Source organism: Pseudoalteromonas sp. NFXS53, assembly GCF_056629255.1.
In genome coordinates this window covers 18,227-34,392 of the sequence record NZ_JBWVBR010000021.1, presented here as the reverse complement: position 1 = coordinate 34,392, position 16,166 = coordinate 18,227, and the positions used below count along the sequence as shown (strand labels likewise).

Below are 16,166 nucleotides of genomic sequence, written 5' to 3'. Positions count from 1 at the left end.
CTCAATAACGAGGTGGTCCAAAAGAAGGAAATGAAGATGAAAAAGCATATTAATTCAGCACTACTTGTAACGAGCATCGCATTAGTAGGTAGCAGCTTCAGTGCATTAGCGACAACCACTTTTGAGCAGTTCGACAAAGATGGTAATGGCAGCATCAGCAAAACTGAAGCGAGTGCAGATCCGCGCCTCAACGACCAGTTCAAGAAATTAGATAGCGATGGTAACGGTGAGCTGAGTAAAGCTGAGTTCGGTAAATTTGAAGACTAATTCACTTTAGCTTTATCACCCTTTTCTTACATTTTTAAAAATTAGGAGCTCATTATGACGCTTTCAAAAACATTACTTATGACAACTTCACTTTTCATCAGCGCCTTTGCACTTGCAAGCGACGTGCAATTCTCAAGCGTCGATGCCAACAAAGATGGCGTTATTTCGCAAACTGAAGCGAAGGCGGTTCCAAAAGTGGCTGCTCAGTTCTATCAACTTGATGAGAACAAAAACGGCGAGCTTTCTGAAGCTGAATTTAAAAACTTTAAGCAATAATCACATTAAGGATCAAGACTATGAAAACTATGATTAATTTATCTATTATCGCTGCTGCAACTTTAATCAGTGCACAAGCATTCGCCGCTTCTTTCAGTGACTTTGATACAGATAGTGATGGCTATATCAGTCAAAAAGAAGCAAAAGTATCAAACACCTTAACGCAACTTTTTGACCGCCTAGATGCTGATAGCGACGGTAAGATTTCGCAAAAAGAGTTTAAGGCACTCGATTCTGAAAAGTAATTGGGTTCAGCCATTCCAATACGCAAAATAGCTCAAAGGATTCTCCCTCTACATGGATGTAGAAATAATTGAAAACCTTATAAGTTACCAGACTGTAAACGCATAGAAATCAGACCTCTTAATAATTATTTTTAATAACAACCATCAAACCTCAGCATTTATGAACTTACAACTCAGCTCCACACCAACATGAAAAATAATCATTAACATTTTATTTGCATTTAACTCACCAGTACCCATAATCACCACTCGATTAAAAAAACAACAAGGACATCCGTTGTGAAAAAACTTAACCTATTAACAACAAGTTTAGCGATTGCGCTTTCAAGTGCATTTGCAGCCCAAGCACAAAGCGACACCTTGCCATTTATTCCTGAGCAAGATGGTGCTGAAATCACCCCTCAAATTGTTGGTGGTGGTCCTGCAAACACTGCGAATTGGCAGTTCTATACTCAAATCTTGAACTCAAATGGTACGACTGCTTTTTGTGGTGGTAGTTACATTGGTGATGGCTATGTTCTGACTGCCGCTCACTGTGTCAGCAGTAAAGCAGCCCGCTTTATTGATGTAAAAGTAGCCGGTTTTAGACTCGGTGGCACAGATGGCGACCGCATTGGCGTTATTGAAAAATACGTGCACCCACAATATAACCGCAGCACATTGAACTATGACATCGCACTATTAAAACTTGAGCGCACGCCAACACAAGGCCAAGCAGTGCGTCTCGCTTCAGGCTCTCTAAGCCAATACGCCCGCAGCGGTGACTTATTATCTGTTGCCGGGTTAGGCCGTTTATCAGAAGGCGGTAGCCGTCCTTCATTCATTCAAGAAGTCGACGTGCCTCTAGTCTCTGATGCTGTCTGTAATCAATCAGGTGGTAACTATGCAAATGTAGGAAGCGTCGCGTTTTGTGCTGGCTACCCGCAAGGTCAAAAAGATTCATGTAGTGGTGACAGTGGCGGCCCTATCGTGATCAACCGTGGCGGTGAGATTGTACAGCTAGGTACAGTAAGTTGGGGTATAGGCTGTGCACGCCCAAGTAAATACGGTGTCTATGCCGATGTGGCAGCACTGAGTGGTTGGATCGACGAAATTAAATCTGCTGGCGGCGGCTCAAACCTAGTTTATAAGCAAAACCAAGCCTTAGCTGACTTTACATTATATGAAGTTGTTTCGCACCGCTTTAACATCAGCAATACAGGCAGTGAGGCAGCTGCACTTAATACGGTTACAGTGCGCGGCAGTGGTGTAACAAGTGGTCTGGTTGTGACTTCTGATACTTGTAGCAACCGCACACTGAGCCAGAATGGTAACTGTAGTGTTAATGTTGAATTCACAGCCACTCAGTCTGGTACTGCTGGCGTGACCTTTGAATTTACACAAGCAGGCAGCAACACCAATCACTCAGGATCTATTTCTGCAAAAGCAGCTGACATTCCAGTATGTGCAGGCTCATGGGATGCCAATACCGTTTATCGTAAACCTGACCGTGTAACTTATAACGGTAAAGTGTACGAAGCGAAGTGGTGGACGCTAGATGAAAAACCAGGTTCTTCACAAGTTTGGCAACTGATCGGTAACGATCCTAACTGTCAGCAATAAATCACATTAATGGGGGGAGAAGCCCCCTTTTTATCGTTCATTAAAACAAGGAAATACCATGTCTAAAATGATGAAACTCGTCGCAGTAGCGGCATTAAGCTTTGCCGCTACAACGTCTGTAGGTGCAGCAGCCTATTTTGACTGCCAGAGTTATTGTGAATACTGGGCCAAACAAGAGCAGGGCCGTTTTTGTGCTCGTACTGGCGGTGGATCAGCGTGTGCAACCAGCCAAGGCGTTTATCAACACTTTTTGGATCAATGTAAACAAGGCATGTGCAAGTAAGTTAAAGCCTGTTTAAACGCCAAGCACACACTCAATTGACTGTGTGCTTTTACTTTAATTTGGTTAGACGATTGATGTCTGATTGCGGCGTTAAACTCTGAGTAAATAGCAGCGATTGTGTTGTCTCATCAAAGACAAACGGAGCCGCTTTACTAAAGCTTGATTTAGGCAATCGCAATAACTTCTCAGTAGTTTTGCTCTGCAAATCATAAGCATGAATAAAGTTATAGTCATCACCTAAGTGTTTATAGAAAACCTTTTCTTGCGTCGCTAACCAAGCATATCGGGTATTAAATTGCGCTTTTGCAATTAACAGCGCCTGCTTCTCACCTTGCTTTATCCATAAGCCTTTACCATTTACAAACAGCAGTTCATGCTCAGATATATACTGGCCGGATCGGGCTGGTTTAGTTAACAGGGCTGAAAGTGCCATGGTTTCAGCATTTAAGCGAAAAAGTTGCCATCCATCATCCGTTGATTGGCGAATAACAATATCTTGCCCATTACCATGCCAAAACGGTCGGCCTATTTTGCCAAAAGATAAATCAAGACGGCGTAATTGCTTCGATCCATAATCGAACACATAGAGCTTATCGTGGCCATCGGCCTCATCTGAACTCACGACGAGTAGTTTATCACCGTGCAAAGACCAACTTGGGTAGCGTAGGTTACGATGTAACTGGGTGATTTGTTCTCGTCCCGTGCCATCTAAGTTCGCCAGCCATAGCTCATAATACCCAGATTCATTTGATAAAAATGCCAGCTTGTCATGCGCACGCGATAAAGACGGATACTGGTTTGAATAGTGAGATTCAATCAGCGGCGATGGCATAGACATTACTTCACTGTCTAATGCAAAACTGGCGATAAAATAATTTTCTCGACGTTTTTGGTAATACAAGTTCCCGACTTCATCAAAATGAGGATAACTAAACCCCCTCGGAGTCAACTTGGTTTGCACTTTAGTCTCTAAGTCAACGACATAGCCACGACGTTTATCCGCAGACTGTGCACCATATACCAGGTATTGACCATTCGGATGAAAGCTCATACCAACAATGTCTGCATGACTTGAGTCCAGCACTTGAAACTGCTTTTTGCTAAGGTGATAAAGGCTTAAGCGCTCTTGTGACGTGCTTTTACGCTGTGTGATCGCTAAATACTGCCCATCGGGTGAAAAGGCCACATCTCGATCTCTCAGGTCGCATTCACTATCACAGCTCAATCGCTCAGGTGTTGCGTCATCTTGGCTTAAATCGAGTAAATAGATGCCATCTTGCGACGCCAAAGGCGCTTTGCCATTAAACGCCAACGTTTTACCGTCTGGACTGATCGCAATGTAGTTATAGCCTGAATCTGTTGGGCAACTGGTCAAAACCAACTGCTCTAAGTCAGCTAAAGAGAGCCGAACAATTTCACATGCTTGACTGCTTTTCTGGGCAAAAAATAAATATTGTTGATCGGGGCTCCAGACTGCTTTCCAAGGTCTTTTATCTGAAAAGGTCAGCTGCGTAATGGGCACATTGGGGTGGGTTAAGTCTTTTAAATAAAGCTGACTGTCTTGTCCTTGCTGCCAAATAAACGCCAACTGTTTTCCGTCTGGAGAAGGGCTCGGCCGCAATTCACTGCCCGGCATTTTAGTGATTTCATCTATTAGAGAGGCTGACTTTGCAGGCGCTTCAATAGGAGGGTTTAAGAGGAACCAAGCCACTAAAACCATCATTAAGCACACTAAGCCAAAAGCAACTTGATACTTGTAAGGCTGTTTTTCAACTGCATGCTTTGACTTAGTTGTTTCCGAGGGTAAGGTCAAGGACTCAGGTGCTAGTGTTAGCTTATAGCCCTTTTTACGGATCGTTTCGACAACATCAAGGGGCGCACTTGGATGAGCAAATAATTGCCTAAGCTGCCAAATCGTGTTGGTGAGCGCTTTTTCACCAATGATTTCATTACCTTGCCAAACGCCTTCAATCAGCTCATTGCGGCTCACAACTTCAGGGTATCGTTGTACTAGAACTTGTAATAGCTCCATCACTTTCGGTTGAGCCGCTACCTTTTCGCCATTCAGCATCACCAAGTGTTCATCAATAAACACCTGATATGGACCCAACTGAAACGACTTTTCATACTGCATGCTCTTCGCTCTACTTAACCACTTTACTTACAGCCGCTACTTTTATTCATACTTATTCAGTGCGGATGAATAGTTTTATCTTACCTTATTTATAAAAAACAGGGAGTAGCAAATGGCATTTAATTGCAACAAATAATTTTACTTAATAATTCACAAAGCACTGATAGTTAATGAAAAGATATAAAAAAGAGATAAATCGGATGTTCCCGAGGTTGAGTTAGACCGGCAATTTATCAAGTCTCATGTGTCCTTGATCATCAAGGTATAAGAAACACAACACAAAAACAGACATCACTTTAACAAGTTAACTCATCAAAACGGGAACAACCATGAACAAGAAGCAACTTTGCGTTGCCGTGCAAGCCGCCCTATTTGGTGCCGTATTCAGCACCCATGCACAGCAAAATGATTTAGATGCCGTAAAAGTAAAACAAAACCAAACGACAATAGAACAAGAAGAAGAGAAAGTTGAGAAAATTGTCGTCACCGGTTCACGTATTAAACGAGATAGTTTTAGTGTCGCCACACCGCTGGTGACTATGAATAAAGATGCAATTTCAGATACTGGCTTAGGCTCTCTGTCTGAAATCCTCGTCGATAATATTCCTTCAATTAATGCCTCTATTAGTAACACCACCAGCCAATCGAGTGTAGCGTCAACTGGTATCTCGTCTATCAGCCTGCGTGGCTTAGGCTCTGACCGAACACTTACCCTAATCGATGGCCGACGTGTCGTATCGAACAGTTACAGTGGTAACGTGGTCAGCTTAAGTACTATTCCAAGTGGCATGGTGCAACGTATTGAGGTGATCAGTGGCGGTGCATCAGCAACTTATGGTGCCGATGCGGTTGCCGGTGTAGTAAATATCATCACACAAACTGACAAAGAAGGTGCAACATTTAAGGCGCGTACCGGTGAGTCATTTGATGGCGGCGGTAAAGAGTTCACGCTAGATTTTGATTTTGGTAGTACTTTTGATGATGGCCGTGGCTATGCTTTTGTCAGTGCAAACTGGGATCGCCAATTTGGTATGAGCTTCTTTGACCGTGACCGTGCTCAAATTGAAGATGCATACCGCTACAGTGAAAGCGAAATGTGTAACCAGATGCAGACCGCAACAGGTTACCAGTGTATGCGTGACATCACTCAGGCTGATTGGGTAAGCAAGAGCGACGGTATTCCAGGTGGCGTATTCTTAGAAAATTCACGCAACGACAAACAATTTTGGTATGACGGCCAAACATTGCGAGACGACTGGAAAGACAACGAAGAGATTTACGGTATCAATACACGTCAATATGTGATGCTAAAAGTGCCTAACGATAGCTTTTCTATCGCAGGTAAAGTTGATTATGAGCTAACCGATGACGTGAGCTTTTATGGTCAGGTGCAACTCAGTATCGATGAATCATTCAACGATAAGTCACCAGAAGATGAATATGAAGGTGCAAGCCAGACTGTTTATGACCCAGAAACAGGAGAGCGCTTAGGCCGCATTAAACCTGGTTATATTCCGCTAGATAACCCATTTGTTCCGCAAGCCATTCTTGATAGCGAACCATACAAAGACCGTATTTATTGGGACCGACGCTTCAATGAAGTGGGTAATATTGCCACCGATAACACACGTACCACCATACGTTCATGGGCTGGCTTGAAAGGCACAGCATTCGACGGAGAGTGGGATTGGGATGTGTCAGTCGGCCTAGGTAAATTCCATCAAGAGCAATTACGCTATAATGAACTTGATGTGCGTAAACTAAGCCATGCCCTAAATGCTGAAAAGCTTGCTGATGGTACTATTCAATGTAAGGACGAAGCAGCACGTGCAGCAGGCTGTGTGCCAATCAATCTATTTGGTGAGGGCTCTATCACTCCAGAGATGGCTGACTGGATCCGTGTTAATCCTGAAATCAATACCTATATTGATCAAACTAACATTGTTGGTTACATGACCGGTGAGCTGTTCGAGCTACCAGCCGGTGCCGTGTCGGCGGTATTTGGTGGTGAATATCGTAAAGATAAACAAGACTTACAAACCAGCATTGGTATGCGCGAAGGCGGGATTACTTTCAACGTTGTGCCACAATTTGAAGGTTCAATCGATGTCTACGAGAGCTTTGCTGAATTTGATGTGCCACTACTAAAAGATGCGCCACTAGCGAAAAACCTCTCTCTCGAAACCTCACTACGTTTAGCGAAATACAGCATAGATGCCGTAGGCACTGTGCCTAGCTATAAGTTAGGCATTTTGTGGCAACCTATTGAAGATCTGACTATTCGTACTAACTTTGCCCGTGCGCAACGAGCTCCAACTATCACTGAGCTAATGTCTCCTGCTCGCGGTGACTATGACAGCTTTACGGATATTTGTGAGGGCTTAACGGCAACTTCGACCAATGCGGGGCATGATAAGTGTCGTCAAGATCCTATATTCGCGGCTTTACTTGCTGAAGACCCAGACTTTGAATTCGATCCAAGCTCAGGTAGTAAATACTCACCGAATGCGGGTAATGCTAACCTAAGAGAAGAAACAGCTGATACCTTCACATTTGGTTTTACTATGGCACCAAGTGCCATCGAAGATCTGCAAATTGCCGTTGATTATTATGATATTGCCATTGAAGGTGCTATCTCGGTGATCTCTAATGAGCGCATCTTACAAGAGTGTTACGATTCAAGTGCCGCGTTTGGCAGTAGCAATCCATTCTGTAACGAAATCAGCCGTGATGATGAAGGTAACATTACCGAAATCGTACAGCGTGAAGATAACCTTGATGAAGTCAGTAGCCGTGGTATCGATGTCGCAATCGAGTATAAATACGACTTTGAAAGCTTAGGTCGCCTATCTTTTAAAGCGGACTATAACCATATCCTTGAAAGCTCAACCACTTACCTTGGTTTAGATGGCCTGGAGACCGATGACTATGCAGGCTATGGTAGCTCAAAAGACAAATTATCAGCCTCAGTAGTTTGGCGTCTAGATGAGTGGCGCGTTCGTTATGCGATGAAATATTTAGGGTCATTTACTGATAGCCTAAGCCGTGAGCGAGAATACACCGCTGCACTAGAGCGAAATGCTGAGCGTTGTGCATCAACTGAAGAAGACAATGGTTGTATCGCTAGCCCTGAAGCGCTGGCATATCACAATTATGGTAGCTATATGCGTCACGATGTATCTGTATCATATAATACAGACTTGGCAGCTGACGTAGAGTTACGCGTGTTTGGTGGTATTAACAACCTATTGGATGACAAGGGTGACTTTATGCCGGGCGGTCGTGGTAACTTCTATAGCCGCTATGGCACGGGTATGGGTCGCTTTGGCTACTTAGGCGCAGAAATTAAGTTTTAATTTTTAGCATTAGAACAGCAGCCTTGATCGCCTCAAAGTGCGTGTGTTCAAGGCTGCTTCTTTTCTAAGAAGAAAACTGAGCACTCGCCAATTTGAACAGGATAAAAATAATGATAAAAAGCCGCTTTCGCATCACATCGTGTGCCTCACTGATATTTGCCTCACAAATCAGCGCTACAGAATCGACCAGCAAAGAAGTCATTTCTGACGGTCCATACATTGACGTGCATACCAATGCATTAACAGTCAATTGGATTTGTAATGACCAAGTTAAACGCAAACAGGTCAATCTTGAAGGGGTCTCCCTGCCCTATGGATTTACTGATTGCGGTTTAACGGCAAACACTTCGCAGCTAACATTTGATGAGCAGTTGATTGAGTTCCAAGGTGTTAAGCGCGTAGCGGCGCTCAGTGACTTACACGGACAGTATGAGCTGATGCTCACTTTACTTAAAAATAATGACATCATTAACGCACAAAACCAGTGGGCGTTTGGTGATGGCCATTTTGTTATTACAGGTGATATTTTTGACCGTGGCGACAAGGTGACTGAGATCCTTTGGTTTATTCACGACCTAGAAAAGCAAGCCGAGCTGGCCGGTGGTAAAATTCATCTGCTGCTAGGTAACCATGAAGTCATGGTTTTAAATGGCGACTTGCGTTATTTACATCCTAAATATGACAAAGCCGAAAAGCTGCTAGAAACACCTTTTGATCAGTTATTTAATCAAGATACCATTTTAGGTCGCTGGCTGCGTAGTAAGCCTGTACTGGTAAAAATCAACGACCACTTATATGCCCATGGCGGTTTTCATCCTCAGCTCGCTGAAGATAAAGTTACTTTAGACACCATAAACAAAACTTTTAAATCACACCTTGTTGAAAAAGAACTGCCGAAAAAACGTGAAGGCTTTGCCCGTTACCTACATAAAACCCATGGCCCCATTTGGTATCGCGGCTACTTTAAAGACGACGGCGCCACCGCTGAAGAACTGGATTTATTATTAAAGCATTTTGATGTGAACCACATCGTTGTTGGCCACACTTCTCAGAAAAAAATTGAAACCCGCTTTAAAGGTAAAGTAATTGCCATCGACAGCAGTATAAAACGCGGTAAATATGGTGAAGTCTTATTTATTGAAAATGATAAACATGAGCGTGGTACGCTAGAAGGTAAAAGAAAGCAGCTGAAATAGTTTCGTTCACCCACACCTTACTTAGGCGAAGACTGCTTAAAGCTACTTCGCCCATATCACAACCTAATTCCCTTTTTCTTTCTTACCCTCAGTAACAGCATCTAGTTGTTTTTGTCTATCGTCCATTAGCTTTTGAATATTCTTAGTATTCTTCATCAGCTCTTTGACATCTTGTGGATTCATCGCATTGGCTTTCAGTGACTCACTCTCAGCGGTTTGTTTGTCTTTATATAAAATTGACGTGTCTTCAGCGGCCATGATAGTGACTTTGCTGGGATCAAGCTGGTGAGTTTGGCTGTTGCCTTTTGGGTTAGGTTGGTCTGAATAAATCCAGTTACCGTTTTCGTCTTGCCATTTATAAATGGTCGGCTGTTTTGTTGCCTTACTGTCATCACTGGTGGCTTGTTTAGCGTAATCTACCGCTTTATTTAAATGACGTTTAGATTCATCTAATAAGCTTTGCGTATCGTTTTCAACTTTATTGAAAATCGCATCGATAGACAGGTAAGGTTGACCATCAGGACGTTTAATTACAAACAATGATGCCACACCAATCAACATCACCATAATCATCATATATGCTTTATAACCCACGAGAACACTCCGTCGTATCGACTCTTTATTATTTTAGTTTGCTAATTAGGAATATTACATAGGAAATGTGGAATAAAAAAGCACAGGCTTTGAGACCTGTGCTTTTTATTTACATCAAGGCAAAATTATTAATGGCTGTATGTTTAGACTAGTTTCTAACAATTCGCCATTTAAATAACCTGAATTCAGGTTAAATAAGAACTTTTCAATATGAGCTTTTAGATACCGTCACCGTCAATGTGTAGACCACACTCACGATTAAGGCCGAAGAAACGTGTTTCTTCTTCTGTCATACCTGGCTCTAACTTACGGGTAGTATGCACATCACCCATAGATACATACCCTTCGTCCCAAAGCGGGTGATAAGGTAAGTCATGCTTGGTTAAATACATATACACGTCGCGGTTGCTCCACTCGATGATCGGATACACTTTTACAGTACCTCGGCTGATCTCAAGTACTTGTTTGTCAGCACGGCTTGATGCCTGATCACGACGTAAGCCACTGAACCACGTTTTTGCACCAATTTCTTCGATAGCGCGAGTCATTGGCTCCACCTTGTTTAAGGTGTTGTATTGTTTAATGCCTTCTTGACCTTGCTCCCAAAGCTTACCGTACTTAGCTTCTTGCCAAGCTGGACTCATTGGTGAACGATATACTTTTAGGTTTAAGTCTAAACGCTCTGTTAAGTAATCTACAAACTGGTAGGTTTCTGGAAATAAATAGCCAGTATCAGTTAATACCACTGGAATATCTGACTTTTCTGTTGAAACCAAATGCAACATAACTGCCGCTTGAATACCAAAGCTTGAAGATAAAAATGCCGTATCGGGCAAGTTTTCAAGCGCCCATGCCACACGCTGTTGCGGTGTCATTGGCTCTAACAAAGCATTCGCTTCGGCAAGTAACGCTGTTTGCGCTTCGCCTTCTAACTCTAATAATTGTTTAAAATTACTCATGCTTGTTCCTTGGTTAGCAGGCATCATGCCTGCCAACTCAATAGTTTTTTAAGCGTGGAAGTCTGTCTTTGAGACTTTCACTTCGGCAACGATTTCCTTACGGATAGCGAAGTCACCAAAACACTCGCCTTCGTTACGCTCTTTAGCCCACTGGCCAATTAATTCGTCTAATGCTGGTAGATAAACGTCTTCACCTACGTTTTCTAGGTAAAGCTTAGGTACACGCGTACCTTCACGGTTACCACCTAGGTAAACGTTGTATTTACCTGGGCCTTTACCTACGAAACCAATCTCAGCCAACATCGCACGGCCACAGCCATTTGGACAACCAACAACACGCATAATGATGTCGTCATTCGGGATTTCGTGCTTCGCTAAAATTGCTTCTGTTTTCTCGATAAGCTCTGGCAGGTAACGCTCTGCTTCAGCCATCGCAAGTGGACACGTAGGTAACGCCACACATGCCATTGAGTTAAAGCGTTGCTCTGAGTGTGAGTCGTCAATTAAGCCGTGCTCACGCGCGATTTTCTCAATGATGTCTTTTTGATCAGCTGGCACACCGGCAACAATTAAGTTTTGGTTCGCCGTCATACGGAAATCACCTTGGTGAATTTCTGCAATCTTACGACAACCTGTTTTAAGTGGTTGACCTGGGTAATCAAGAATACGACCACTTTGGATAAATAGTGTTAGATGGTGCTTACCATCAATACCTTCTACCCAACCGATGCGGTCACCACGGTGAGTGAACTCATACGGGCGGCTTTCTTCAAATTTAACGCCAGCGCGGTTTTCTACTTCTGCTTTAAAAGCATCTGTACCGAAAGTATCTAATGTGTACTTGGTTTTTGCGTTCTTACGGTTAACACGGTTACCCCAGTCACGCTGCACAGATACGACGTGCTCAGCAATTTTTAGCGTGTGCTCAAGTGGGATAAAACCAAAATCATCTGCTTTACGAGGGTATGTGTTTACATCACCGTGAGTCATTGCCAGACCACCACCAACAAGTACGTTAAAACCAACCAGTTTGCCGCTATCAGCAATCGCAACAAAGTTAAGGTCGTTCGCGTGAACGTCTACTTCGTTGTTTGGTGGAATCGTCACCGTCGTTTTGAACTTACGTGGTAAGTAAGTTGAACCTAAAATTGGCTCTTCTGTTGTTTCAGTCTTTTCACCGTTTAACCAAATTTCAGCATACGCTTTAGTGTGTGGTAATAAGTGCTCAGAAATCTTCGCTGCCCACTCGTAAGCTTCTTGGTGTAACTCAGACTCAACTGGGTTAGTAGTACACAGTACGTTACGGTTAACGTCACCGGCAGTTGCGATAGAGTCAATACCAACGCTGTTAAGCATTTGGTGCATTTCTTTAATGCCCGGCTTTAACACACCGTGGAACTGGAATGTTTGACGCGTAGTTAAACGAATACTGCCGTAAATGGTTTTATCGCCAGCAAACTCATCAATCGCTAACCACTGCTTAGGCGTGATAATACCGCCAGGCATACGTGCGCGAAGCATCACGTTGTGCATTGGCTCTAGCTTTTGCTTAGTACGCTCTGGACGAATATCACGGTCGTCTTGCTGGTACATACCGTGGAAACGAATTAGCTGGAAGTTATCCGCTGTAAAGCCACCGGTAAGTTGGTCTTTTAGATCCGCTTCAATGGTACCGCGTAAAAAGTTACTTTGTGTTTTTAGTCTTTCGTTATCAGCAAACTTAGCATTTGGGTCTAGCTTGCTGTTAGGTTTGTAATCTGTGCTCATGGCTTATCCTAAAATTCTACTGTGACGGTCAGTGTGGTGTACTAGCACTTGCTACTAGTACACGTCTTTTTGATAACGGTTGTTGCTGCGAAGCGCTTTTAGATAGCTTTCAGCTTGCTCGTCATCTTTGCCACCATGGGCTTTAATAATGTCGATAAGTGCTTGGTGAACGTCTTTCGCCATGCGGTTAGCGTCACCACAAATATAGAAGTGTGCACCTTTTTCTAACCATGCAAATACTTCTTCGCCTTTCTCGCGAATACGGTCTTGTACATATACTTTTTCTGCTTGGTCGCGGCTAAATGCAAGGTCTACTTTGTTTAGTAGGCCTGACTTCACATAACCTTGGATCTCTACTTGGTATAAGAAATCTTGGGTGAAGTGTGGGTTACCGAAGAATAACCAGTTTTCACCTTCAGCTTCACGTGCATCACGCTCTTGTAAGAATGCACGGAAAGGTGCGATACCTGTACCTGGGCCGACCATGATAACAGGTGCGTTATCGTCGCTTGGTAAACGGAAGTTGTCGTTATGCTCGCTAAAGACTTTAACTTGTACGCCTTCTTCTGCACGGTGTGCAAGATAGCCTGAACAACCGCCAAAGTGTTTTTCACCAAAGGCATCAAACTCGACTAAACCAACCGTTAAGTGTACTTCTTCTTCCACTTCAGCTTGGCTTGACGCAATTGAATATAAACGCGCTTGTAACTTACGTAGGCTATTTGCTAAATCTTGTGCGCTGATATCGCTTGGGTTTTGCTTGATAATATCGAAGATTTGACGTGCTTCGATGTATTCACGCATTGCAGCTTTGTCTTCAACTAGCTTTAATAGCTCTGCGTTGTTAGTCGCTTGTGCGTACTTTTCAACGAAACCAGGGTAAGACTGAGTTAGCTCTAGTTTTTCAATAAGTGCTGTGCGAATTGATAAGGTTTCTTCACCTAATGTGATTTCAGTCGCGCCATCAATGTTTAATAGTGCCAGCGTTTCATCAACAAGTGCTTCGTCATTTAAGAAATAAACACCTAAAGAATCACCTGGAAGATACGTGATGTCAGAACCTTCTAGTGAAATCTCAATGTGACGAACATCTTTCGTAGAGTCGCGACCTGTGATCTTTTGTACCACACTTAGCTCAGCCGCAAATGGGTTTTGCTTAGTGTATTGACTTTGCGCTGGTGCTGCACCGAAGCCAGCCATAGGAATAACTTGTGCTGAACCTTGTGACTGTGCTTTAAGCTCAGGCTCGAACGCATCAACTGCACCACCGATCCAAGCTGTTGCTTGGTCTTCATAATCAACGTCTAAGTCAGCGCGAGCAACAACCGTTTCTGCGCCTAGAGCTTTAAAACGCTCTTCAAAATCGATCGCCGTTTGGCAGAAGAATTCGTAGCTTGAATCACCTAGACCGATAACCGCAACTTTAACGCCATCTAGCTTAGGTGCTTTTTTCGAAGCTAAGAATGCGTGTAGGTTTTCAGCATCTTCAGGTGGCTCACCCTCGCCATAAGTAGAAACAGCAACAGCAATAAACTTTTCTTTCTTAAGTTGAGCAGGTTTGTAGTCAGCCATGTTCACCAGCTTAACCGCCAGGCCTTTCGCCTCTGCAGCCGCTTTTAGCTGGTTAGCAACGCCTTTGGCATTACCAGTTTGCGAACCATATAGAATGGTGAGTGCAGCCGCTTCGCCTGCAGCTGGCGCTTGACCGCCCACTACACCGCTTAATGCAGCTGTATTTGCATTTGCAGCTAGGTAACCACTTACCCAAGCTTGCTGAATTGGGTTTAGCTCGGCCACTAAACCTTGTAATTTTTGCACTTGCTCTTGTGTCAGCGGGCTTGCCGCGGCACTAAGTTGACTTAACAACATGGAATCTATCCCCTAACCCTAAACCGTCTGCTTAGTTTGCTTGCTGAAATACTTCTACTCGAAGTAAGGTTTTCTAAGGCTGAAGCATACTGATTTGCGTTGCCAAGGATAAAGAATTAGATCTGCTTTGTTATTCCATTTGGTTATCAAAGAGCAAAAACACCATTAAAAACAGTTTTAAGAAAATTTTGCTCAAAAACAAAAAAACGCGATTTTGGAAACCCAAAATCGCGTTTTTTGTTAAATTCAAGCTAGCTTAACTTTCGACTGGATAAATAGTGATTTCAATTCCCGCGCCAATCGCCGAAATTCTCAGTAGCGTATCGGCGCTAATTGGCTGAGAGAAACACTTAGGTGCAGAGCCTGAGTTAAAGCCAATATCAAAAGTACGCTTAGAGCAAGATAACCATTGCTTAAGCGCGCTTTTAGAGCAAGACTCTATTAGCTCACATAAATGATTAATCGCTTTATCAGGACTTACCACATCAGCGTTGGCTTCAATGCGCGCTAAATGACGATAGTCATCTTTATCATAGTGCAGCACCATAGCGTTCTTCTTTAAATCGTCTACCAAGGCACTAATATCCTGTTTTGATTCAAGCTCTAGGTCTACATTTAAGAATTGGATTTCTGACATTATGACTGTTCTCTTTTTAAGCTATATTTTTTAAGGTGTAACAAAGCGATACTTAATATAGACAAGTGTAACTAACTCACCGAATGGTTGCTACCGCTAACGCATTTTAAAACTGAACAAATATTGTTCTTATCTACTAAACAAGATTTAATACGACTTTTAGGCTGAGACAATTTGTCGCAGTGACAGAGAAACCTTTTTAGGTACACTGAGCGCTTTTCTCATTTGCTTGGATAAAAATAATGACAAAAACAGCATTTAAACCCATTCGAAAAATACACAAATGGCTTGGCTACCTACTCGCCATTCAAATATTCGCTTGGTTATTAGGCGGGTTTGTCATGAGTGCCATTCCGCTTGAAAAAGTTCATGGCAAACACTTAGCTCACCGTCAGCTCGATAATCCATTTAAGCGGGCCGATTACTCCGTAGATTTGAATCTCATTACAAAAAGCCAAGGTGCACTTTCAAGTATTGCGTTCAAGCACCTATTAGAGATACCCGTTATTAAAGTGCAAGGTGATAAAACGACCTGGTTTAACGGTATTACTGGTAAACCATTAACTGCACCAAGCGAAGCTTTGATCAAGCAACAATCCGACGCTCACTATTTAGGCAATGGCGAAATCAGTGCTGTTCAATTGTTAGCTAAAGGCCCAAGAGAAATCGGCTACAAAGAAAACGTCTGGGTAGTCACTTACAACGACTGGTGTAGTACAACACTCTATTTAGAGGCGCAAAGCGGGCAAATCATTACCGTAAGAAGCACCATTTGGCGTATTTTTGATTTTTTCTGGATGCTACACATTATGGACTATGACGAGCGAGAAGACTTTAATAACCCGCTGCTCATTAGCTTTTCTGTTGTCAGTGTGCTGTTTTGTCTCTCTGGTATTTTCTTATTATTCCAAGCTCCGCCTTGGCGAAAGCGCAGAAACAAAGCAACTTAATATATCTTCTGCTCTAACAAACTAAAGCATT

The 16,166-nt window shown here is 43.0% G+C and carries 14 protein-coding genes; 8 read left to right on the top strand and 6 right to left on the bottom strand.

The window, feature by feature from the left end; translation table 11 throughout:
• Positions 1-36 precede the first annotated feature (36 nt).
• From AC1HJP_RS18540 to AC1HJP_RS18520, 5 genes are all read left to right on the top strand, one after another.
• Positions 37-267 carry an EF-hand domain-containing protein gene (locus tag AC1HJP_RS18540; protein WP_480363051.1) on the top strand — a complete coding sequence of 77 codons (231 nt, stop codon included), beginning with the start codon at positions 37-39 and terminating at the stop codon, positions 265-267.
• Between the two features lie 54 nt (positions 268-321).
• Positions 322-543, top strand: a complete 222-nt coding sequence (locus tag AC1HJP_RS18535) for a crotonobetainyl-CoA--carnitine CoA-transferase (protein WP_480363050.1) — start codon at positions 322-324, stop codon at positions 541-543.
• A gap of 20 nt (positions 544-563) precedes the next feature.
• Entirely contained in the window at positions 564-788 is a 225-nt protein-coding gene (locus tag AC1HJP_RS18530) for an EF-hand domain-containing protein (protein ID WP_480363049.1), read from the top strand.
• A 279-nt stretch (positions 789-1,067) separates the two neighbouring features.
• On the top strand, positions 1,068-2,390 hold the full coding sequence (locus AC1HJP_RS18525) for a trypsin-like serine protease (protein WP_480363048.1): 1,323 nt from the start codon (positions 1,068-1,070) through the stop codon (positions 2,388-2,390).
• A gap of 58 nt (positions 2,391-2,448) precedes the next feature.
• A complete protein-coding gene (locus AC1HJP_RS18520) occupies positions 2,449-2,673 on the top strand; it encodes a hypothetical protein (RefSeq protein ID WP_480363047.1) in 225 nt (74 codons plus the stop codon).
• A gap of 49 nt (positions 2,674-2,722) precedes the next feature.
• On the opposite strand, the gene AC1HJP_RS18515 is transcribed toward AC1HJP_RS18520, so the two are convergent.
• A complete protein-coding gene (locus AC1HJP_RS18515; protein WP_480363046.1) occupies positions 2,723-4,807 on the bottom strand; it encodes a winged helix-turn-helix domain-containing protein in 2,085 nt (694 codons plus the stop codon).
• 329 nt (positions 4,808-5,136) lie between these two features.
• Between AC1HJP_RS18515 and AC1HJP_RS18510 the strand changes: the two genes are divergently transcribed.
• Complete coding sequence (locus tag AC1HJP_RS18510) at positions 5,137-8,163, top strand: TonB-dependent receptor plug domain-containing protein (protein WP_480363045.1); 3,027 nt, start codon at positions 5,137-5,139, stop codon at positions 8,161-8,163.
• Positions 8,164-8,273: 110 nt separating this feature from the next.
• A complete protein-coding gene (locus AC1HJP_RS18505) occupies positions 8,274-9,359 on the top strand; it encodes a metallophosphoesterase (RefSeq protein ID WP_480363044.1) in 1,086 nt (361 codons plus the stop codon).
• 63 nt (positions 9,360-9,422) lie between these two features.
• Here AC1HJP_RS18505 and AC1HJP_RS18500 read toward each other — a convergent pair whose 3' ends face one another.
• The 5 genes from AC1HJP_RS18500 to AC1HJP_RS18480 form a co-directional block, all read right to left on the bottom strand.
• On the bottom strand, positions 9,423-9,953 hold the full coding sequence (locus tag AC1HJP_RS18500; RefSeq protein WP_480363043.1) for a DUF4124 domain-containing protein: 531 nt from the start codon (positions 9,951-9,953) through the stop codon (positions 9,423-9,425).
• Positions 9,954-10,171: 218 nt separating this feature from the next.
• Positions 10,172-10,912 carry a phosphoadenylyl-sulfate reductase gene (locus AC1HJP_RS18495; protein WP_480363042.1) on the bottom strand — a complete coding sequence of 247 codons (741 nt, stop codon included), beginning with the start codon at positions 10,910-10,912 and terminating at the stop codon, positions 10,172-10,174.
• A 48-nt stretch (positions 10,913-10,960) separates the two neighbouring features.
• Positions 10,961-12,679 (bottom strand): assimilatory sulfite reductase (NADPH) hemoprotein subunit, encoded by a 1,719-nt coding sequence (cysI, locus tag AC1HJP_RS18490; protein WP_480363041.1) that lies wholly within the window; start codon positions 12,677-12,679, stop codon positions 10,961-10,963.
• Between the two features lie 54 nt (positions 12,680-12,733).
• On the bottom strand, positions 12,734-14,548 hold the full coding sequence (locus AC1HJP_RS18485) for an assimilatory sulfite reductase (NADPH) flavoprotein subunit (protein WP_480363040.1): 1,815 nt from the start codon (positions 14,546-14,548) through the stop codon (positions 12,734-12,736).
• A 256-nt stretch (positions 14,549-14,804) separates the two neighbouring features.
• Complete coding sequence (locus tag AC1HJP_RS18480; RefSeq protein ID WP_480363039.1) at positions 14,805-15,185, bottom strand: hypothetical protein; 381 nt, start codon at positions 15,183-15,185, stop codon at positions 14,805-14,807.
• Positions 15,186-15,427: 242 nt separating this feature from the next.
• On the opposite strand from AC1HJP_RS18480, the gene AC1HJP_RS18475 reads away from it, so the two are divergent.
• Entirely contained in the window at positions 15,428-16,135 is a 708-nt protein-coding gene (locus AC1HJP_RS18475) for a hypothetical protein (RefSeq protein ID WP_480363038.1), read from the top strand.
• Positions 16,136-16,166: the final 31 nt, after the last annotated feature.